Source organism: Bradyrhizobium sp. BR 1432, from assembly GCF_051547705.1.
GTDB classification, from domain to species: Bacteria; Pseudomonadota; Alphaproteobacteria; order Rhizobiales; family Xanthobacteraceae; genus Bradyrhizobium; species Bradyrhizobium zhanjiangense.
Map to the genome: position 1 here is coordinate 4742464 of NZ_JBPUGF010000003.1, position 15220 is coordinate 4757683.

General features: G+C 62.1%; 10 protein-coding genes and 2 pseudogenes. 7 read left to right on the forward strand and 5 right to left on the reverse strand.

Annotation, left to right across the window (positions count from 1 at the left end; translation table 11 throughout):
* Window positions 1–85: 85 nt before the first annotated feature.
* On the forward strand, window positions 86–1867 hold the full coding sequence (locus ACSKB8_RS22745) for a Rieske (2Fe-2S) protein (protein WP_438106500.1): 1782 nt from the start codon (window positions 86–88) through the stop codon (window positions 1865–1867).
* A gap of 106 nt (window positions 1868–1973) precedes the next feature.
* Here ACSKB8_RS22745 and ACSKB8_RS22750 read toward each other — a convergent pair whose 3' ends face one another.
* Complete coding sequence (locus ACSKB8_RS22750; protein WP_438106502.1) at window positions 1974–3257, reverse strand: S41 family peptidase; 1284 nt, start codon at window positions 3255–3257, stop codon at window positions 1974–1976.
* Window positions 3258–3762: 505 nt separating this feature from the next.
* Here ACSKB8_RS22750 and ACSKB8_RS22755 point away from each other — a divergent pair.
* The 4 genes and pseudogenes from ACSKB8_RS22755 to ACSKB8_RS22770 form a co-directional block, all read left to right on the forward strand.
* Window positions 3763–4422 (forward strand): annotated as a pseudogene (locus ACSKB8_RS22755) (Crp/Fnr family transcriptional regulator); the annotation flags it as partial.
* A 159-nt stretch (window positions 4423–4581) separates the two neighbouring features.
* Window positions 4582–5400: a Crp/Fnr family transcriptional regulator gene (locus ACSKB8_RS22760; protein ID WP_244551412.1), complete on the forward strand. Its 819-nt coding sequence runs from the start codon at window positions 4582–4584 to the stop codon at window positions 5398–5400.
* A 315-nt stretch (window positions 5401–5715) separates the two neighbouring features.
* Window positions 5716–6834: an efflux RND transporter periplasmic adaptor subunit gene (locus tag ACSKB8_RS22765; protein WP_244551409.1), complete on the forward strand. Its 1119-nt coding sequence runs from the start codon at window positions 5716–5718 to the stop codon at window positions 6832–6834.
* A 10-nt stretch (window positions 6835–6844) separates the two neighbouring features.
* Window positions 6845–9937, forward strand: a complete 3093-nt coding sequence (locus ACSKB8_RS22770) for an efflux RND transporter permease subunit (RefSeq protein WP_091898311.1) — start codon at window positions 6845–6847, stop codon at window positions 9935–9937.
* 555 nt (window positions 9938–10492) lie between these two features.
* On the opposite strand, the pseudogene ACSKB8_RS22775 reads toward ACSKB8_RS22770, so the two are convergent.
* Window positions 10493–11098, reverse strand: a pseudogene (locus tag ACSKB8_RS22775) (PDC sensor domain-containing protein); the annotation flags it as partial.
* Window positions 11099–11513: 415 nt separating this feature from the next.
* Between ACSKB8_RS22775 and ACSKB8_RS22780 the strand changes: the two are divergent.
* Window positions 11514–12179 carry an outer membrane protein gene (locus ACSKB8_RS22780; RefSeq protein WP_438106504.1) on the forward strand — a complete coding sequence of 222 codons (666 nt, stop codon included), beginning with the start codon at window positions 11514–11516 and terminating at the stop codon, window positions 12177–12179.
* Window positions 12180–12514: 335 nt separating this feature from the next.
* On the opposite strand, the gene ACSKB8_RS22785 is transcribed toward ACSKB8_RS22780, so the two are convergent.
* Window positions 12515–13144: a LabA-like NYN domain-containing protein gene (locus tag ACSKB8_RS22785; RefSeq protein ID WP_438106506.1), complete on the reverse strand. Its 630-nt coding sequence runs from the start codon at window positions 13142–13144 to the stop codon at window positions 12515–12517.
* 603 nt (window positions 13145–13747) lie between these two features.
* Between ACSKB8_RS22785 and ACSKB8_RS22790 the strand changes: the two genes are divergently transcribed.
* The gene (locus ACSKB8_RS22790) at window positions 13748–14047 is read left to right on the forward strand and encodes a hypothetical protein (protein ID WP_438106508.1); all 300 of its coding nucleotides are present in this window, start codon (window positions 13748–13750) and stop codon (window positions 14045–14047) included.
* A gap of 254 nt (window positions 14048–14301) precedes the next feature.
* Here ACSKB8_RS22790 and ACSKB8_RS22795 read toward each other — a convergent pair whose 3' ends face one another.
* The gene (locus ACSKB8_RS22795; RefSeq protein WP_438106510.1) at window positions 14302–14832 is read right to left on the reverse strand and encodes a YybH family protein; all 531 of its coding nucleotides are present in this window, start codon (window positions 14830–14832) and stop codon (window positions 14302–14304) included.
* Window positions 14813–15157 (reverse strand): hypothetical protein, encoded by a 345-nt coding sequence (locus ACSKB8_RS22800; protein WP_438106511.1) that lies wholly within the window; start codon window positions 15155–15157, stop codon window positions 14813–14815. Before ACSKB8_RS22800 ends, ACSKB8_RS22795 begins: the two co-directional genes overlap by 20 nt.
* Window positions 15158–15220: the final 63 nt, after the last annotated feature.

The following is a 15220-nucleotide window of genomic DNA, read 5'->3' on the forward strand; positions in this document are numbered from 1 at the left end:
CGGCATCCTCTCGCCTTGGCGCGTGACGATGCCTATGTTGTGGAGTACCTGCAGCGCCCCCAAAGCGACAATGGGAGGTATGCTTATGGACGCGCCTAGCAAGGAATTTGCGCTGGCGGGCAGCCTTGAGGAGCTGAAGATCAAGGGGCGGCTCGTTGTGCACGGTGGCCATCGTCCGATCCTCGTCATCTACGACCGCGGGCGTGTCTTCGCCCTCGACAATCGGTGCCCGCACATGGGCTTTCCCCTCGAGCGCGGCAGCATCGAGGACGGCATCCTGACCTGTCACTGGCACCACGCTCGCTTCGATCTCGAAAGCGGCTGCACCTTCGACCTATGGGCGGACGACGTGCCGATCTGCCCGGTGGAGGTGCGCAATGGTGACGTCTGGGTGAAGACCACGTTCACTCAGGCCGATCCCGCCGGGCACTGGCGTCAGCGGCTTGCGGACGGCCTCGCCCACGACCTCGGCCTCGTCATCGCCAAGGCCGTGCATGGTCAGCTCGCCGCCGGCGTATCGCAGGCCGAAATCGTCCGGCAGGTGGCGCTGTTCGGGGCGCAAAACCGCGACGGCTGGGGCGTCGGTCTTACGATCCTTACGGCACTCGCCAATCTCCTGCCTGTGTTGCCGGAGGAGGACGCCTATCTCGCGCTATTTCACGGCGCGCGCCGCGTGGCGGCGGACTGCGACGGCGAGGCACCGCGGCGGGAACGCGCGCCGCTGGACAGCCGGCCGGATCCGGCCGCGCTCAAGCGCTGGCTGCGGCGTTGGACAAACGTGCGCCATCGTGAGGCCGCCGAGCGCACGTTGCTCACGGCGATTGCGGCCGGCTTCTCCCCGGCTGAACTCGCCGAGGCCCTGCTCGCCGCTGCGACCGACCGGGCGTTCGCCGACACCGGGCACTCGCTTGACTTCATCAACAAGGCATTCGAATGCCTCGACCTGATCGGTTGGCAACACGCGGCGGCTCTGCTGCCGGCAGTCGTCGGTCAGATGGTGGCGGCCCGTGGCGCCGAGGAATCCACGGCCTGGCGCCAGCCCGTTGACCTTGTTCTGTTGTGTGAGGAATCCACCAGCGAACTTGCGGACCTGTTCGCTGCCGGACGCGGTGCGCGTGCCTGGTCGGGCCACGCCGCACTGGCCCAAGAGCTCCTCGGTGACGATCCGGCCAGGATCGTTGACGCGCTCAAGGGGGCGATCCGCGCCGGTGCCGGTCCTGCTGACCTTGGCCAATCCCTCGCGTATACGGCAGCGCTCAGGGTGGCGCGCTTTGGCAATGCCAACGAGCACGCCGATTGGGAGACGGCGCATCACGTCTTCACCTACGCCAACGCGGTCCACCAGATGCTAACGCGCATCGGGACCACCAACATCGACGCGCACGGCGCGGCCGTCCGGAGCGTATTGCACGGGGCGATGGCGCTCTACCTTGCTCGCTATCTCAATGTGCCGCCGGCCCGCATCCCGAGCGACGGCGGCGAGCAGCTCGATGAACTGCCCGCGGAGCCAGAGACGATCCGCGCCACCTTGCTCGACGCCTTCGACCGGCAGCGACAGGTCGATCTTGCCGCACGCCTGGTGGCACGGCATCTCACGCTCGGTCATTCGCCGCGGGCGCTGATCGCCACGCTCGCGCATGCGGTGCTGCGCGAAGATGCCGGCTTTCATGCGTATCAGATGCTGGAGGCGGGAGTCCGGCAATTCGGCGCGTGGGGCGACACAGACGCGGGGCGGCACATCCTCATCGCGGTTGCCCGCTATCTCGCGGCGCATTCGCCGACCGAACGCGCGTCCCTGCAGACAGCCGACATCGCCCGCCGCTTGATGCGAGGTGGCGAGCTGCATGAAGAGGCTGGATCGTTCTGAATACGCGCTGAGGGCGATCTGAAGCGACAAAGGCCTGCGTCCGACACGCGCTTCCAATTACCATTTTTGCGCTGGCCCTGCTTTGCAAGTAAGTATGACGCCCGGATCAGGTCTCGGACAGAATCGCGACAGCACGGCTCAGTTGGGGGTCTTCCGACCCGGCGGAGGCTCCGCCTGCCTGGACCTCGATCGTCGGCGTCACGCCCACGCCTTCCAGGCGCTCGCCATCGACCCGGACATCTTCGACTGCGAGCAGCAGCAAGCCGCTTCCGATGAGAAACGCGGTGGCGGCAAGGACCGCGCCCTCTGTCCGGGTGCCGATGAGCTCGCCCGACCGGTACTTTTTGAAGCCATAGGCAAGGACCTCCTTGCCGCTGCGCGTACCGCCGTTGATGAGCATCGCAACGGGCTTGCGCCACTTCACATTCACGAATTCGCTAGTACCGCTTCGGTCGGTGACCTGCATTGTGGGCCCCCGGGCGTTGAACAGGTCGAGATATTCGGGTTGCGCGCCGCCCCAGCCATCGCGCAAATCCCAGATCAGCGCATCCGCGTCTTTTAGCGCGCCTTGAGACAGCAGGCGTTCAAGGGCGCGTTGATAGATGGAGCCGGCATAGCACCAAACATGGACATAGCCGATGCGCCGTCCGTTGGACTCGATGACGCGAGCACTGGACTCCAACCCATGCAAGAACATTTTCGTGGGCTCGAGGTCGACCGGCCTGACCGGGATTTGCACCACCGAAGCACCCCGATGCACCTCCAAGATAACCGGTTTGCCCACCTTCCCACGGAATGACGCGACCGGCTCAAATGCCATGCCGTCAGCCGCAGTTATTTCGTCACCCGCGCGGAGGCCCGCCTGCTGAGCCGGCGTTCCATCGATCACGCCAGTGATCGTGTTACAATCAGTCGCCTCGGAACGTGAAATGATACCGATGCCAGGGTACGAAATGCGGCCGTCCGGAAACGCACGCTGCAGTCCCCGGCGTCGCAGTGCGCCGGAAAAAATATCTGCAAGTTGATAATATTCCGGCTCATCCGGAGTATAGAAACGCGTGTGCGAAGCGTGCAACTCAGACAGCATCGTATTGATGACGCGCGCCAGGGAGCTTTGGGAGGTTGCCCGCCGAACGTCGGGGAGATACCTCTCCCGAACCGCGGGCCAGTCCAGTCCGCTGTGATGCGGATCGTAAAAGCGATCACGCACGGTCTGCCAAACGTTTTCGAATGTCGAGACGCCGTCAGCGGGAACATAGGAATTGTCCGCCCCTTCCTTTAGAGCCTCCGCGGCCTTCGGGGGCTTCGCAACCACGGCAGATGCCGTAACCATGGCTGCCAGTCGCAACACTTGGCGACGCGACGGCAAAGTATCGATTGCTTGTTTCATCGTCTGATCTCGCGGTGAAGCGCCTGTCGGGCGCATTCGCCGGCCATGCGATGCCGGCTCAGGCGGTCATTGAGGTCAGGACATACCCACGATAGCAATCCCTGCCACTGTGAGGCTACTTGCCGGACTTTTCGCCTATCGAGCCCCGCACGCGTACAGCCTTATTAGCCCTAGCTCATGAATGAGAGGCTGCCCTTGCAGAGACGCGAGGCGCGGGGCCGCCTCCGCCATCGCAGCAGGGTTTGCCGCGTTCCGGAAATTGGAACTCATGTGGCCGCGCCTACGGTGTTACCCATGCGCATTTTGCAATTGTGCCTTCGTAGCGCACTTCCCATCTAAGCCCCGATGATGTTGCAAGAAAATCCGCTTCGTGGCTGCGAGCGATTTGAGCGCAATTGTTGAAGCCGTCTGCAAATGAACTGGATCTCGGTGCAAGTAGAGAAGGCAGATTCGAACAGATGTTGAGGCCACCGGTCTGCGCCGCTCGGAGTGGAGAAGGCGGCCGATGCCTCACCCTGCAGTGACGCGTCCCGGCGGAAGTGGTAACCGGCTTCTAGCAGCACTGCTGCCACCGGACTTCGCTCTGCTGGCGCCCGAGCTAGAAGCGGTCGCGCTCGATCAGGACGCGGTGCTCGCGCGAGCGGGTGACGAGGTCGAGCATGTCTTCTTCCCTCATAGCGGCGCCATCTCGCTGATGATCGACATGGCGAACGGGCAGACGGTTGCCACCGCGGCAATCGGGTGTGAGGGAGCAGTCGGCATCCTCTCCGCGCTAGGGCCCTCACCTTCGGCCATTACCGCCATCGTGCACGCGGCAGGGACCGCCTCGCGGATCCCCGCCTCCCGATTTCGCGCCGCTTTCAACCGCAGCCCCGCGCTCCGGCACGCGCTCCGGCACGCGCTCCAGGCCCACCTCAGCGCGATGCTGACGCAGTTCCAGCTCGGCGCGGCCTGCAATGCGCTGCATCCGGTCCAAGTTCGCATGGCACGCTGGCTGCTCTATTTAAGCGACCACATCGACCACGACATCCTCCCGCTCACCCAGGAAGCGCTGTCGCAAATACTCGGCGTGCGACGAACGACGGTGACGCTCCTGATGCGCAATCTGCGCGCGTCGGGCGCGAACAGATCTGATCGACGAGGCCAGATCGAGATCGACCGATCGCGCCTCGCGGCGGTGGCGTGCGAATGCCGCGAGACCATGCGTCTCGAAGTTGACGGATCTACCCCGACGAATACGGCCCGATCTCGCTTTCTGGATGTTGAAGATGATGAGCGCGTCTCACTGGGGGCATTGGTTGCTCGTTCCGGGAAGGACTACTCAGTGACCGCGCACCCGACCAGCGTTGGGAATAGGCTCTTGGCGGCGTTGCCGCCGGCGGATCTCGACCTGCTCACGCCCCACTTCCAGAAAATCTCGTTCGAACCCGACGCCGTGTTGGTGCGGGCGGGCGATGAGCTCGATCAGGTTTATTTTCCCCATAGCGGCGCCATCGCCTTCATGGTCGACATGCCCGACGGGCAAACGGTCGCGACCACGTTGATGGGGCGGGAAGGCGCATTGGCCTCGCTCTCGGTGCTCGGCCCATCGCGGTCGTCCGTGACCGCGATGGCTCGCGTGGCCGGCACCGCATCGCGGATTTCCGCCGCGAAATTCCGGCTCGCCTATGCGCGAAGCGCAGCCATCCGGCACGTGGTGCAGGTCCACGCCCGCACGCTGTTGTTGCAGCTCCAGCACGTGGCCGCCTGCAACGCGCTGCATCGGGTGGAAGGCCGCATGGCGCGGTGGCTGCTGCAGATTCACGACCGCGTTCCCGACGACGTGCTTCCGCTGACGCAGGAGGCACTTGCACAATTGCTCGGGGTGCGGCGGACGACGGTGACGCTGACGATGAGCAAGCTTCGCGCAGCGGGGGCCATCAGGTCCGACCGGCGCGGCTTCGTCGAGGTCGACCGGGCGCGGCTCGACGGCATGGCGTGCGAATGCTACGCGCTGATGCAGCGCAGGATCGATCACATGTCCTGCCAGGACTTGTCCGCGCCGCGACTTGCCCTTGCGCGGTTCCAGGAAAGCTCCTTCGTCACCTCCAGTGAAGCCGGCGAAGACCGTGCTGAAATCAAGGCCGCTTCGCCGGTGAGGTAGTAGCGGGTCCCTCCGTCCAGGCTCTCTTCGGCCGATCAAAGTGTCGCCCCGGCCTTCCTAGCACCCCACCCCAGCCTACGGGTTGGCTCCAGGCTACGAAACCCTGGCCCCCGGATCGCGACGGTTTGTGAGGCAGTTCCCGCCGTGAAACAGATGTCGGGAACCGCCGCATTCAATAGTCGTTTCAGATCAGTCCTGGAACTGCATCTCGGAAAATCGGGGGACGAGGCGCGCCGCGGGCGCCACAACTGATGGTCAACGGCAATGAAAAGCGCCGTTCCTTCCAAAAGCCAGAGCTCCCGAATGCTTCGACGCATGGCCATCATGCTGCTCGCTGTCGGGCTGGTTCTGGGGTCGGTGTTCGGGTTTGAAGCTTTTCGGGCCAGGATGATTCAGAAGTCGATCGCCGGACTGCGCAACCCACCGCAGACGGTTTCCACGATCACGGTCGGCACGCAGCGGTGGCAGGACCGCCTGGAGGCCGTAGGCAGCACCCGGGCGGAAAAGGGGGCCGACCTCAGTCCGCAGGTCGCCGGTACCGTCAAAGCCATCCACTTCCAGTCCGGCGAAGCAGTCGAGCAGGGAACATTGCTCGTCGAGCTGGAAGACGCCGATGACGTCGCGCATTTGCACGCTCTGGAGGCGACGACGGCGCTGGCGCAGCTCAACTACGATCGCGACGTCAGGTTGCTCAAGAGCCAGTCCGTGAGCCAGCAGACTGCTGATACGGACCTGGCAGCGCTCAAGAACAACCAGGCGCAGGTTGCGCAACAACAGGCGCTTGTCGGCTACAAGTCGATCCGAGCACCTTTTTCCGGCCGATTAGGCATCCGTCAGGTCGACCTCGGCCAGTATATCGCGCCGGGGACGCCGATCGTGACGTTGCAGAAGCTCGATCCGATCTTCGTGGATTTCTACCTGCCGCAGCAGGACCTGGCAAAGATCAGAGTCGGCCAACCCGTCATTGCGAAGGTCGACACCTATCCTGATGAGACATTCACCGGCACGATCATGGCGATCAACTCCCTCGTCAATGCGGCGACCCGGAATGTCCAGGTCCGGGCGACATTCAAGAATCCCGACGAGAAGCTGCTGCCGGGAATGTTTGCGACCGTCGATATCGATGTGGGGACGCAGAAGGATTACGTGACGCTGCCGAAGACGGCGATCTACTACAACGCGTATGGAGATATTGCCTATCTGATCGAAGATGCCGGCAGGGACGAGAGCGGGCAGGAGCAGAAGATTGCGCACCAGGTCTTCGTGAAAACCGGCCAGACCCGCGGTGACCAGGTCGCGGTGCTGGATGGAATCAAGCCCGGCGATGTCGTGGTCACGGCCGGGCAGAACAAGCTGCACAACGGATCGCCGGTCCAGATCAATAATGAAGTCACCACGCCTTTCAGCGCGAACCCGCAGGTCTCCGAACAATGAGAGGCCTGCCATGAACTTCACCGACCTCTTCATTCGCCGACCCGTTCTTGCCACTGTGGTCAATCTGATGATCCTCGCGCTCGGCCTACGCGCCATGACCTCGCTGCCTGTGCTGCAATATCCGCGCACGCAGAATGCGGTCGTCACCGTTACTACCACCTATTACGGCGCTGCCCCCGATGTGATCGCCGGCTTCATTACAACGCCGCTCGAGAACGCGATCGCCCAGGCGAACGGCATCGATTACATGAGCTCGAATAGCGCAAGCGGCGCCAGCACGATCACCATCAACCTCCGCCTCAACTACGATGCCGACAAGGCACTGACGGAAATCAACACCAAGGTCAGCTCGGTGCTCAACCAGCTTCCCTTGGGGTCGCAGCAACCGGTGCTGAAGGTGCAGATTGGTCAGACGATCGACGCCATGTATCTCGGCTTCGACAGCGACGTGCTGGGACGGAATCAAGTCACCGATTATCTCATCCGTGCCGTTCAGCCGAAGCTGCAGGCCGTACCGGGCGTTCAGACTGCGGAAATTCTCGGCGGACAGAACTTTGCCCTGCGGGCGTGGCTCAACCCGAAAAAGCTGGCTGCTTATGGCCTCAGCGCCGCAGATGTAGCGGCTGCGTTGACGCAGAACAATTTTATCTCCGGGCTCGGCACCACCAAGGGACAGATGGTGGAGGTCAATCTCACAGCATCGACCGGCCTACATTCGGAGAGCGAATTCGCCAACTTGATTGTCAAGCAAGCGGGTGGCGCGATCGTGCGGTTGAAGGATGTCGCAAACGTCTCGCTCGGCGCCGACGACTACGACACACAGGTCGCATTCGACGGCAAGCCGGCGGTCTATATCGGCATCCAGGTAGCGCCGACTGCCAACCTGCTCGACGTGATCGCGGGCGTACACCGGATCTTCCCGGACATACAACAACAGCTGCCCAACGGACTGCGCGGCCAGATCGTTTACGATTCCACCAAATTCGTGCGCGCGGCGATCTATGACGTCGTGCAGACGCTCGCCGAGGCTCTGCTGATCGTCAATCTCGTCGTGTTCCTGTTCCTGGGGTCGGGGCGTTCCGTCCTGATCCCGATGGTCGCGATCCCGCTGTCGCTGGTGGGCGCCTTCACCATGATGCTGGCGGTCGGTTTCTCGATCAATCTCTTGACGCTGCTGGCGCTGGTGCTTGCGATCGGGCTCGTGGTCGATGATGCCATCATCGTCGTCGAAAACATCAATCGTCACCTTGAGGCCGGCAAGGCGCCGGTCGTTGCGGCGATCGAGGCGGCGCGAGAACTCGGCCGCCCGATCATCGCCATGACGGTTGTCCTTGTCGCGGTCTATGTCCCGATCGCGTTCCAGGGCGGTCTGACCGGCGCGCTGTTCACGGAATTCGCATTCACCCTGGTCGGCACGGTGACGATATCGGCCGTTGCCGCGCTGACGCTGTCGCCGATGATGAGCTCCCGTCTGCTCAAGCCGCACGGCGCAACGCGCGGTTGGCAGGCACGATTCACCGCCCTCATTGATCGCCGTTTTGAGGCGCTACGTCGTCTCTATCTGAGCTGGCTGCACGGCAGCCTCGACTATGTACCTGTAACAGGCGTCTTCGCACTGCTCGTGCTGTCTAGCATCTATTTCCTTTATGCAGGCGCCAAGAGCGAACTTGCTCCCCAGGAAGACCAGGGGGTGGTGATTGCGACGTCCACGTTGGCGCCAGACGCGACCTTACAGCAAAAGGTCCTGTATGCGCGGCAGGTCTTCCAGATCATGAAGAAATATCCGGAGACCGATCACGTCTTCCAGATCAACTCGCCTGCGCGCGTGGTCTCGGGCATGGTGCTGACGCCGTGGGACGAGCGCACAAGGACGAGCAACCAGCTGCAGCCGATCGTCCAGAAGCATCTCGACCAGGTTGCCGGGGCGCGGATCGCCGCCTTTCAGCTGGCTCCGCTACCGGGCAGCCAGGGGCTGCCGATACAGTTCGTGATTAAGACAACCGATTCGTTCGACAAGCTCGACGATGCCGCCCAGCAGTTCCTGAAAGCTGCGATCGACAGCGGGATGTTCATCTTCCTCGACACGGATCTGAAGATCGACAATCCCGAAGCAGTCGTCGAGATCGATCGCGACAAGGCTGCGCAACTTGGGCTCAAGATGAGCGATGTCGGCAACGCGATGGGGGCGATGCTGGGCGGTGGGTATGTGAACTATTTCAGCCTCGACCAGCGTTCCTACAAGGTAATCCCGCAAGTCCAGCGACGGTTTCGTCTGAATACCGATCAGCTGCTCAATTATTACGTGGCCAACGTTTCGGGCATTCCCGTGCCGCTGTCGACGATCGCGCACATCGCGACCAAAACGGTCCCGGAGACGCTCAATCATTTCCAGCAGCTTAACAGCGCCACCATTCAGGGCGTTGCGGCGCCCGGCGTAGCGCAGTCCGACGCCCTGGACTTCCTCAGCAATCTTGCTGCCAAGACGTTACCCCGAGGCTACACCGTCGACTACAGCGGCTTGTCCCGGCAATATATCCAGGAATCCTCCGGCTTTGTCGCCACGTTCGGATTTGCGCTGGTGATCATTTTCCTGTCGCTTGCAGCGCTGTTCGAAAGCTTCCGCGATCCATGCATCATATTGGTATCGGTGCCGATGTCGATCGCCGGCGCGTTGATCTTCGTGAGCCTCGGCATCGGCGGCGCATCGCTGAACATATACACCGATGTCGGCTTGGTGACGTTGATGGGCCTGATCAGCAAGCACGGCATTCTGATTGTCGAATTCGCAAACGAGCTGCAGCGCGGCGGCGTCCTCAAGCGCGAAGCCATCGAGCAGGCGGCTGGAATCAGATTGCGGCCAATCCTCATGACCACGGCAGCAATGGTCTTTGGCGTGGTTCCGCTGATCCTCGCAAGCGGCGCCGGAGCGGCTTCGCGTTTCAACATGGGACTTGTCATCGCAAGCGGACTTTCGATCGGTACGCTGTTCACCCTTTTCGTGGTACCGGCCATTTATCTCCTGATCGCGACCGATCATTCCCGCCAAGTGGCGCAGGACGCATCACAGCTTGCGCCGTCAGGTGACGAGGCGAGGACAGTTTGACCTGGCAATCCGTCTCACCAGCGCGGCCCGCAGAGTCTGCAGTCGGCTTCACCCCGTACGCTCGAACGGTACAGGCAACACATTTGTCTGTCAGACCAAAACCGTGCCACTTCCACTAGGAACTAGAGGTAGCCTCGGCCTAATGTTATTGTCGCTACACATTCTGATCGATATGCTTCTCGCCCGCGGAGAACGCGCCGGCGTTCAGGTGCTGATGAGCACGCTCACGGCAGATCCGCCTTTTGCATCGTCATCGCAGCTATCGTAACCTGGGTTGCGCATTCACGGCCTAGCGCTGGTTGAATCGACAGGCGATTTCGGCAACTCGCTGGGGGTGCGACGATGGATAGTCACGCGGTTTGACATCGCTGACCAGCAGCCCACCAGACCGATTTGATTCTCGCCATTCCGGTATAGCGCTCAGAAGTCAGTTGGTGCGGGCTGATCTCGAGGGAGAATGTGGCGCGGTTTGCAGCGCCCACGTACGCGGCACAGCCATCGGACTACACCGGCTAGGCAATACCGCTAAAGATCGGCGCGAAGCCGCGCGTGTGTACCGATGTCGAAGCGTCGGTAGAACTGAGTGAAGTAGGCGACGTCGATGCTAGTCAGCACCACGCCGGCGAAACTGCCGTCGGGATGATTGAAGCGGCGCGACGCGGTGATGATCCACTGTCCGCCGGACCGGCTCTTGACCGGCCGATCGATCAGGGTCCCGCGATCGGCCGAGGCGCGATGGCGCTGCAAGTAGTCGCGGTCGCTGTTGTTGAGGCTCACGAAGTCGACATCTTCGGTCGTGGCGAGCCAGCGGCCGGTTTCGTCGTAGACGAAGATGCCGCGGATGCGATGCCTATTGTACTTGCGGGCTTGCAGGAAGCTCTGGATTTTCGCGACCGCGGCCGGACTCGTTCCGCCGACCTCCATCCGGTCGACCATTCCGGCGAGGATGGTGTCCGCGAGCTCGAACGTGTCTTCGGCGTGCTGCGACAGCGACTGGGCAAGATTGGCCATGTCGACTTCGGCGTTGCGCAGCTCGACCTGGCGCGACTCCCATTCGCGCCATCCGCTCAGCGCCAGAATGGCGACGCAGGCCAGCGCCACGAAAGCCGCCGCCCACAACGGGAAGCGAGCCTTCTCGACCTCGCGGCGGGCGCTTGGCATCGGACGGCGGCTCCTTTTCGCGCAGGGTCCCACGCAGCCCTTAATGGCTGGTTTCTCGATAGCTTACTACCCATCGGCTAAGCGCCGTCCATTGTCCTATCGCGCACTTTTCTGGTTGCAGTAATCGCACGTTATCCGCGATGCCCACGCAGCTCGGACAAGAGATTGATCTCCGCTTCGCGACAAGGGGCAGAGCGAGGTCAAATTGTGGAACTCTCCGTTTCTTCCGTGCTGTGGCGCTCAGGTGACAGGAGTATCGGAAAGCAATGATAGGTTGAGGACCTGGGGGCCGCAGTCGATTCGACACTGGGGTCAAAAATGAAAATAGTCCTGCTCGGCACGGTAGCCCTCATCGCGCTGGCCGCCTGCCTCTGCCGCTGATCTGGCCGCGCGGCCCTATACCAAGCCGCCGCCGATGGTCCCGCCGATCTACGATTGGAGCGGCCTCTACCTCGGCCTCAATGGCGGCGGCGGTTCAGCCCATAAATGCTTGGATGTGATCAATGCCGGCGGCGTGGTCGTCGCTCCGCCTCTTGCCATGGGGTGTCACGATGCGACCGGAGGCACGGCTGGCGGTCAGATCGGCTACCGCTGGCAGACGGCGAATTGGGTGTTCGGTGTGGAGGCGCAGGGCAACTGGGCCGATTTCAAGGGCTCGAACATCAATCTCGTCTTCGCCGGCGTCCAGGATGAAACCAAGATTGATGCGTTCGGTCTGTTCACAGGCCAGGTGGGCTACGCCTGGAACAACGTGCTGCTCTACGTGAAGGGTGGCGCTGCGGTCGTTCGCGACAAATACCGAATTGTCGATGTTGCGACTGGGCTCACCATCAACGACGCCAATGAAACCCGCTGGGGCGGCACGGTAGGGGCGGGCCTCGAATTTGGCTTTGCTCCGAACTGGTCCATCGGCGTTGAATACCTGTTCATGGGACACCGGGACGTGGACTTCTTCTCAACCGGAGTTGTGGGTGCTCCGGCGGGCGCTTTTGCAGGAACCGCCCGTAGTGGTCAGGACGTCGATATCGGTTTGGTCCGTGTGAACTACCGTTGGGGTGGCGCGGTCGCCGCGAAATATTGAACTTCGCCAGAACGGCCCATTCCGTAGTCCTCCGGCAACCAATCTTATCCGGTCTTTAATGACGCGGTCTCACGCTCGGCAGAGACCGCTCCCAGACGGTCTCTGTAACGACGGCCGTGGGCGGGTTCACCTCCAGCCTGCGCCCGTCTTGCAAGGAGAGATGCCATGGACCATAGCTCGCAATTCCTCGAATCGATCTTGAGGAAGCTGCGTCTCCATGAATGCGACGCTCAAATCGAGCAAGTTCGCGAACCGGACATCACACGTCCCCGCGTTCCTTCACGGGTGCGGGAGCCGGCCAGGCAGCCGGACCCTTCACGACGCTGACGCGACATTCAACGATCGAATTCGTCATTGCCGCTGCTCGACCTTGGGGAGACCTGACGCTGAGCGTATTGCCCACGCGCCTCGCCGCGCTCGCGTGCCGCTTGCCGCTCGGACGGATCGCGACCGACCTTCGCCTGCAGCTCCGCTAGATCGATGAAGACGTCGGCCTGACGGCGCAGCTCATCGGCGACCATCGGCGGCTGTGTGGCGATGGTTGATACCACTGCGACACGGACGCCTCGCCGCTGCACCGCAGCGACCAGAGGCCGAAAATCACCGTCGCCGGAAAACAGGATCATCTCGTCGATCAGTCCGGCGAGCTCCATGGCATCGACGGCGAGCTCGATATCCATGTTGCCTTTGACCTTGCGGCGTCCGGCGGCGTCGACGAATTCCTTGGTCGCCTTGGTCACGACGGTATAGCCGTTGTAGTCGAGCCAATCGACCAGAGGACGGATCGAAGAGAACTCCTGATCCTCGATGACGGCCGTATAGTAGAAAGCGCGAAGTAACGTGCCCCGTCCCTGAAACTCCTTCAGAAGGCGCTTGTAATCGATATCGAAGCCGAGCGTCTTGGTCGTGGCGTAAAGGTTGGCGCCGTCGATGAAGAGGGCGATTCTGCTGGGTGCCGGAGACATCCTGACCCTCGAATGCGGAAAGTGCGCTCCGCACGCGGCCCCATTGACCCATCTATCCGGAGCCGGAGGTGGAGCGGCTTGGGGGCCGCTCTTTAGGTCGCTGCACCCGAGCTCGGTCGCCAGAGGCTATCTTCGATCTTTTGCTGTTTCAAAACTTTTTTCATGAACTCTTGAACCCTGCGACACGCATCGAGGATGACGGAAGTATATTGCCGACAAGAAGGTCATGCCCAATCACCTGCCGCTCTTCGAAATCCATCTGAGGCAGCGTCGCCGGACGTTCAGGTGGTATCTCTCCACGTCCAACGGCCGACCGCTCATGCACGGATCGGAGACCAGCAGAGCGGCCGCCAGATACCAGGCGAGTCGCGCACTGTTCCTGATGCTGCTGGGGTCGGCCTGTGGTTTCACTGCGACCTGCGAGCACACCGATCGTCTTGCGCGCCGGAGTCGCTCCGCGGCGAAATAGGCGAAAGCGTCGGGTTGGCGGCGGCCGGGCACGCGGGATGCGCCAAGTGCGGCGACAGTGAGGACGGACGGCTGCGACGCTCGGCTTCCGTCGAGCGCCTCCCGCAGCAGCCGCATGCGGACGCCGCCTAACCGATGAAAATCCGCTCGCACTCGCAGAGCCACATCGTCGAACTGGATGAGGGCTCGAAGTGGGAAATCTTCACTGGGGATCTGGATTTGACGCTTGACTGGAAACCGGAGACCGAGCTGACGGTCATCGAAAGCGGCGGCGAGGTCTCGTCCCACGAACTGATTGGCGGCGGCGCGAAGGTACGCGCGAGGGCCGCCGGCGAGAGCTGGCCGGTGAAGCAGGTCAAGGACGCGCTGAAGGACGGTCGAGCCGCACTGCGGCTGCTACCACCTCGCTGTACCGGTTCTAGCCAAGCGGGTTGATGGCCATCGAAAGTCAATGGCCATAGAAGACGAGAAGACCCGATTGCTCGCGGAAGCCCAAAGGTGTCGACGCCTGGCGGCAGCGATCAACGATCCGGATGCCGCCGCCCGGCTCAACGCGCTCGCTGAGGAATACGAGCGGCGCGCCCCATGCCTCGCAAGCCGCCAGGGACGAGGAGGGAGGAAGCTCACAGCCAAGCCTCCTCCCGGGTGTCACTCCTGTGCAGCGGAGTACAGAGGAAATGTCGCCCAACTCAGTTGAAGGTCTGCAGCCTCAGCTTCAGCGAGCCGTCCGCCTGGCGCTCGAATACGTGCGTTGCGAGGCCACCGAGAGGCGAAGGCTTGCCCTCCTTGTCCTTGCCGGTCGCACTCCACTTGGCTGTCCCGAACACGACCTTGTCGTCTCCGCCGGCGTCGATCATCTCCAGCTTGTGCCCTGTCACGCCCCCTGCGAAGAGCCCGGCAAAGAACTTTTCAATCTCCGCCGGACCCGACGCGACCTGGTGCGTCGGCGGCAGCAGCTTGGCGCTTGTGACATAGGCGGCACCGATAGCTTTCTCGTCGTGCTTGTTGAACGCAGCATCCCAAGCGGCGTATGCCTTCTCGACGTCGGCCTTGGCGTCCGCCGCCAGCGACACCCCCGGAGCGGCGACCAGACAAAATATGAGTGCCGATGCTTGAATAATGCGCATGGTATCCTCCTCTCTAAAGTCGGCGCATAAGAAAACCGTTTTCCAATTTGCGAGCCTCTCGATAAACAAGCCCTCAAACGAAGAAGAAATCATTTGCGTGCAGTTGCGAGGGCGCAATGCCCGGTAAGGTGATCGTGTCGTTCGCGTCGTAAGTGATCACCGTATTGCCGTGGCCGTCATTGGTCGCATGGGCCTGCACGGCAGCAAAATTGGCAAACAGCGCGTCATCGATCTGGATGTGGTCAGCGTTTGGCTTGAAGTCGGTAATCACATCCTTCCCGAAATTGGGATTGAAGACGAACGTGTCCGAATCCTTGCCGCCGGTAAGCGTGTCGTTTCCCCATTCACCAAGCAGAGCGCGACCGTACTCGTCACTACCCAGTATGCCGACTAGATCGCGACATGCGCCGAGTAGCATTCCAGCCGCGTGATCTTTTCGGACCTCCTCTCGCCCTTTGTCCTGAGCGGAGTGAAACGATCG

Excerpts from the sequence above, each read along its gene's own strand:
- ACSKB8_RS22745 (WP_438106500.1), top strand. The coding sequence starts at position 86 with ATGGACGCGCCTAGCAAGGAATTTGCGCTGGCGGGCAGCCTTGAGGAG.
- ACSKB8_RS22750 (WP_438106502.1), bottom strand. The coding sequence starts at position 3,257 with ATGAAACAAGCAATCGATACTTTGCCGTCGCGTCGCCAAGTGTTGCGA.
- ACSKB8_RS22765 (WP_244551409.1), top strand. The coding sequence starts at position 5,716 with ATGGCCATCATGCTGCTCGCTGTCGGGCTGGTTCTGGGGTCGGTGTTC.
- ACSKB8_RS22770 (WP_091898311.1), top strand. The coding sequence starts at position 6,845 with ATGAACTTCACCGACCTCTTCATTCGCCGACCCGTTCTTGCCACTGTG.
- ACSKB8_RS22780 (WP_438106504.1), top strand. The coding sequence starts at position 11,514 with ATGGTCCCGCCGATCTACGATTGGAGCGGCCTCTACCTCGGCCTCAAT.
- ACSKB8_RS22785 (WP_438106506.1), bottom strand. The coding sequence starts at position 13,144 with ATGTCTCCGGCACCCAGCAGAATCGCCCTCTTCATCGACGGCGCCAAC.
- ACSKB8_RS22790 (WP_438106508.1), top strand. The coding sequence starts at position 13,748 with ATGAAAATCCGCTCGCACTCGCAGAGCCACATCGTCGAACTGGATGAG.
- ACSKB8_RS22795 (WP_438106510.1), bottom strand. The coding sequence starts at position 14,832 with ATGATTTCTTCTTCGTTTGAGGGCTTGTTTATCGAGAGGCTCGCAAAT.
- ACSKB8_RS22800 (WP_438106511.1), bottom strand. The coding sequence starts at position 15,157 with ATGCTACTCGGCGCATGTCGCGATCTAGTCGGCATACTGGGTAGTGAC.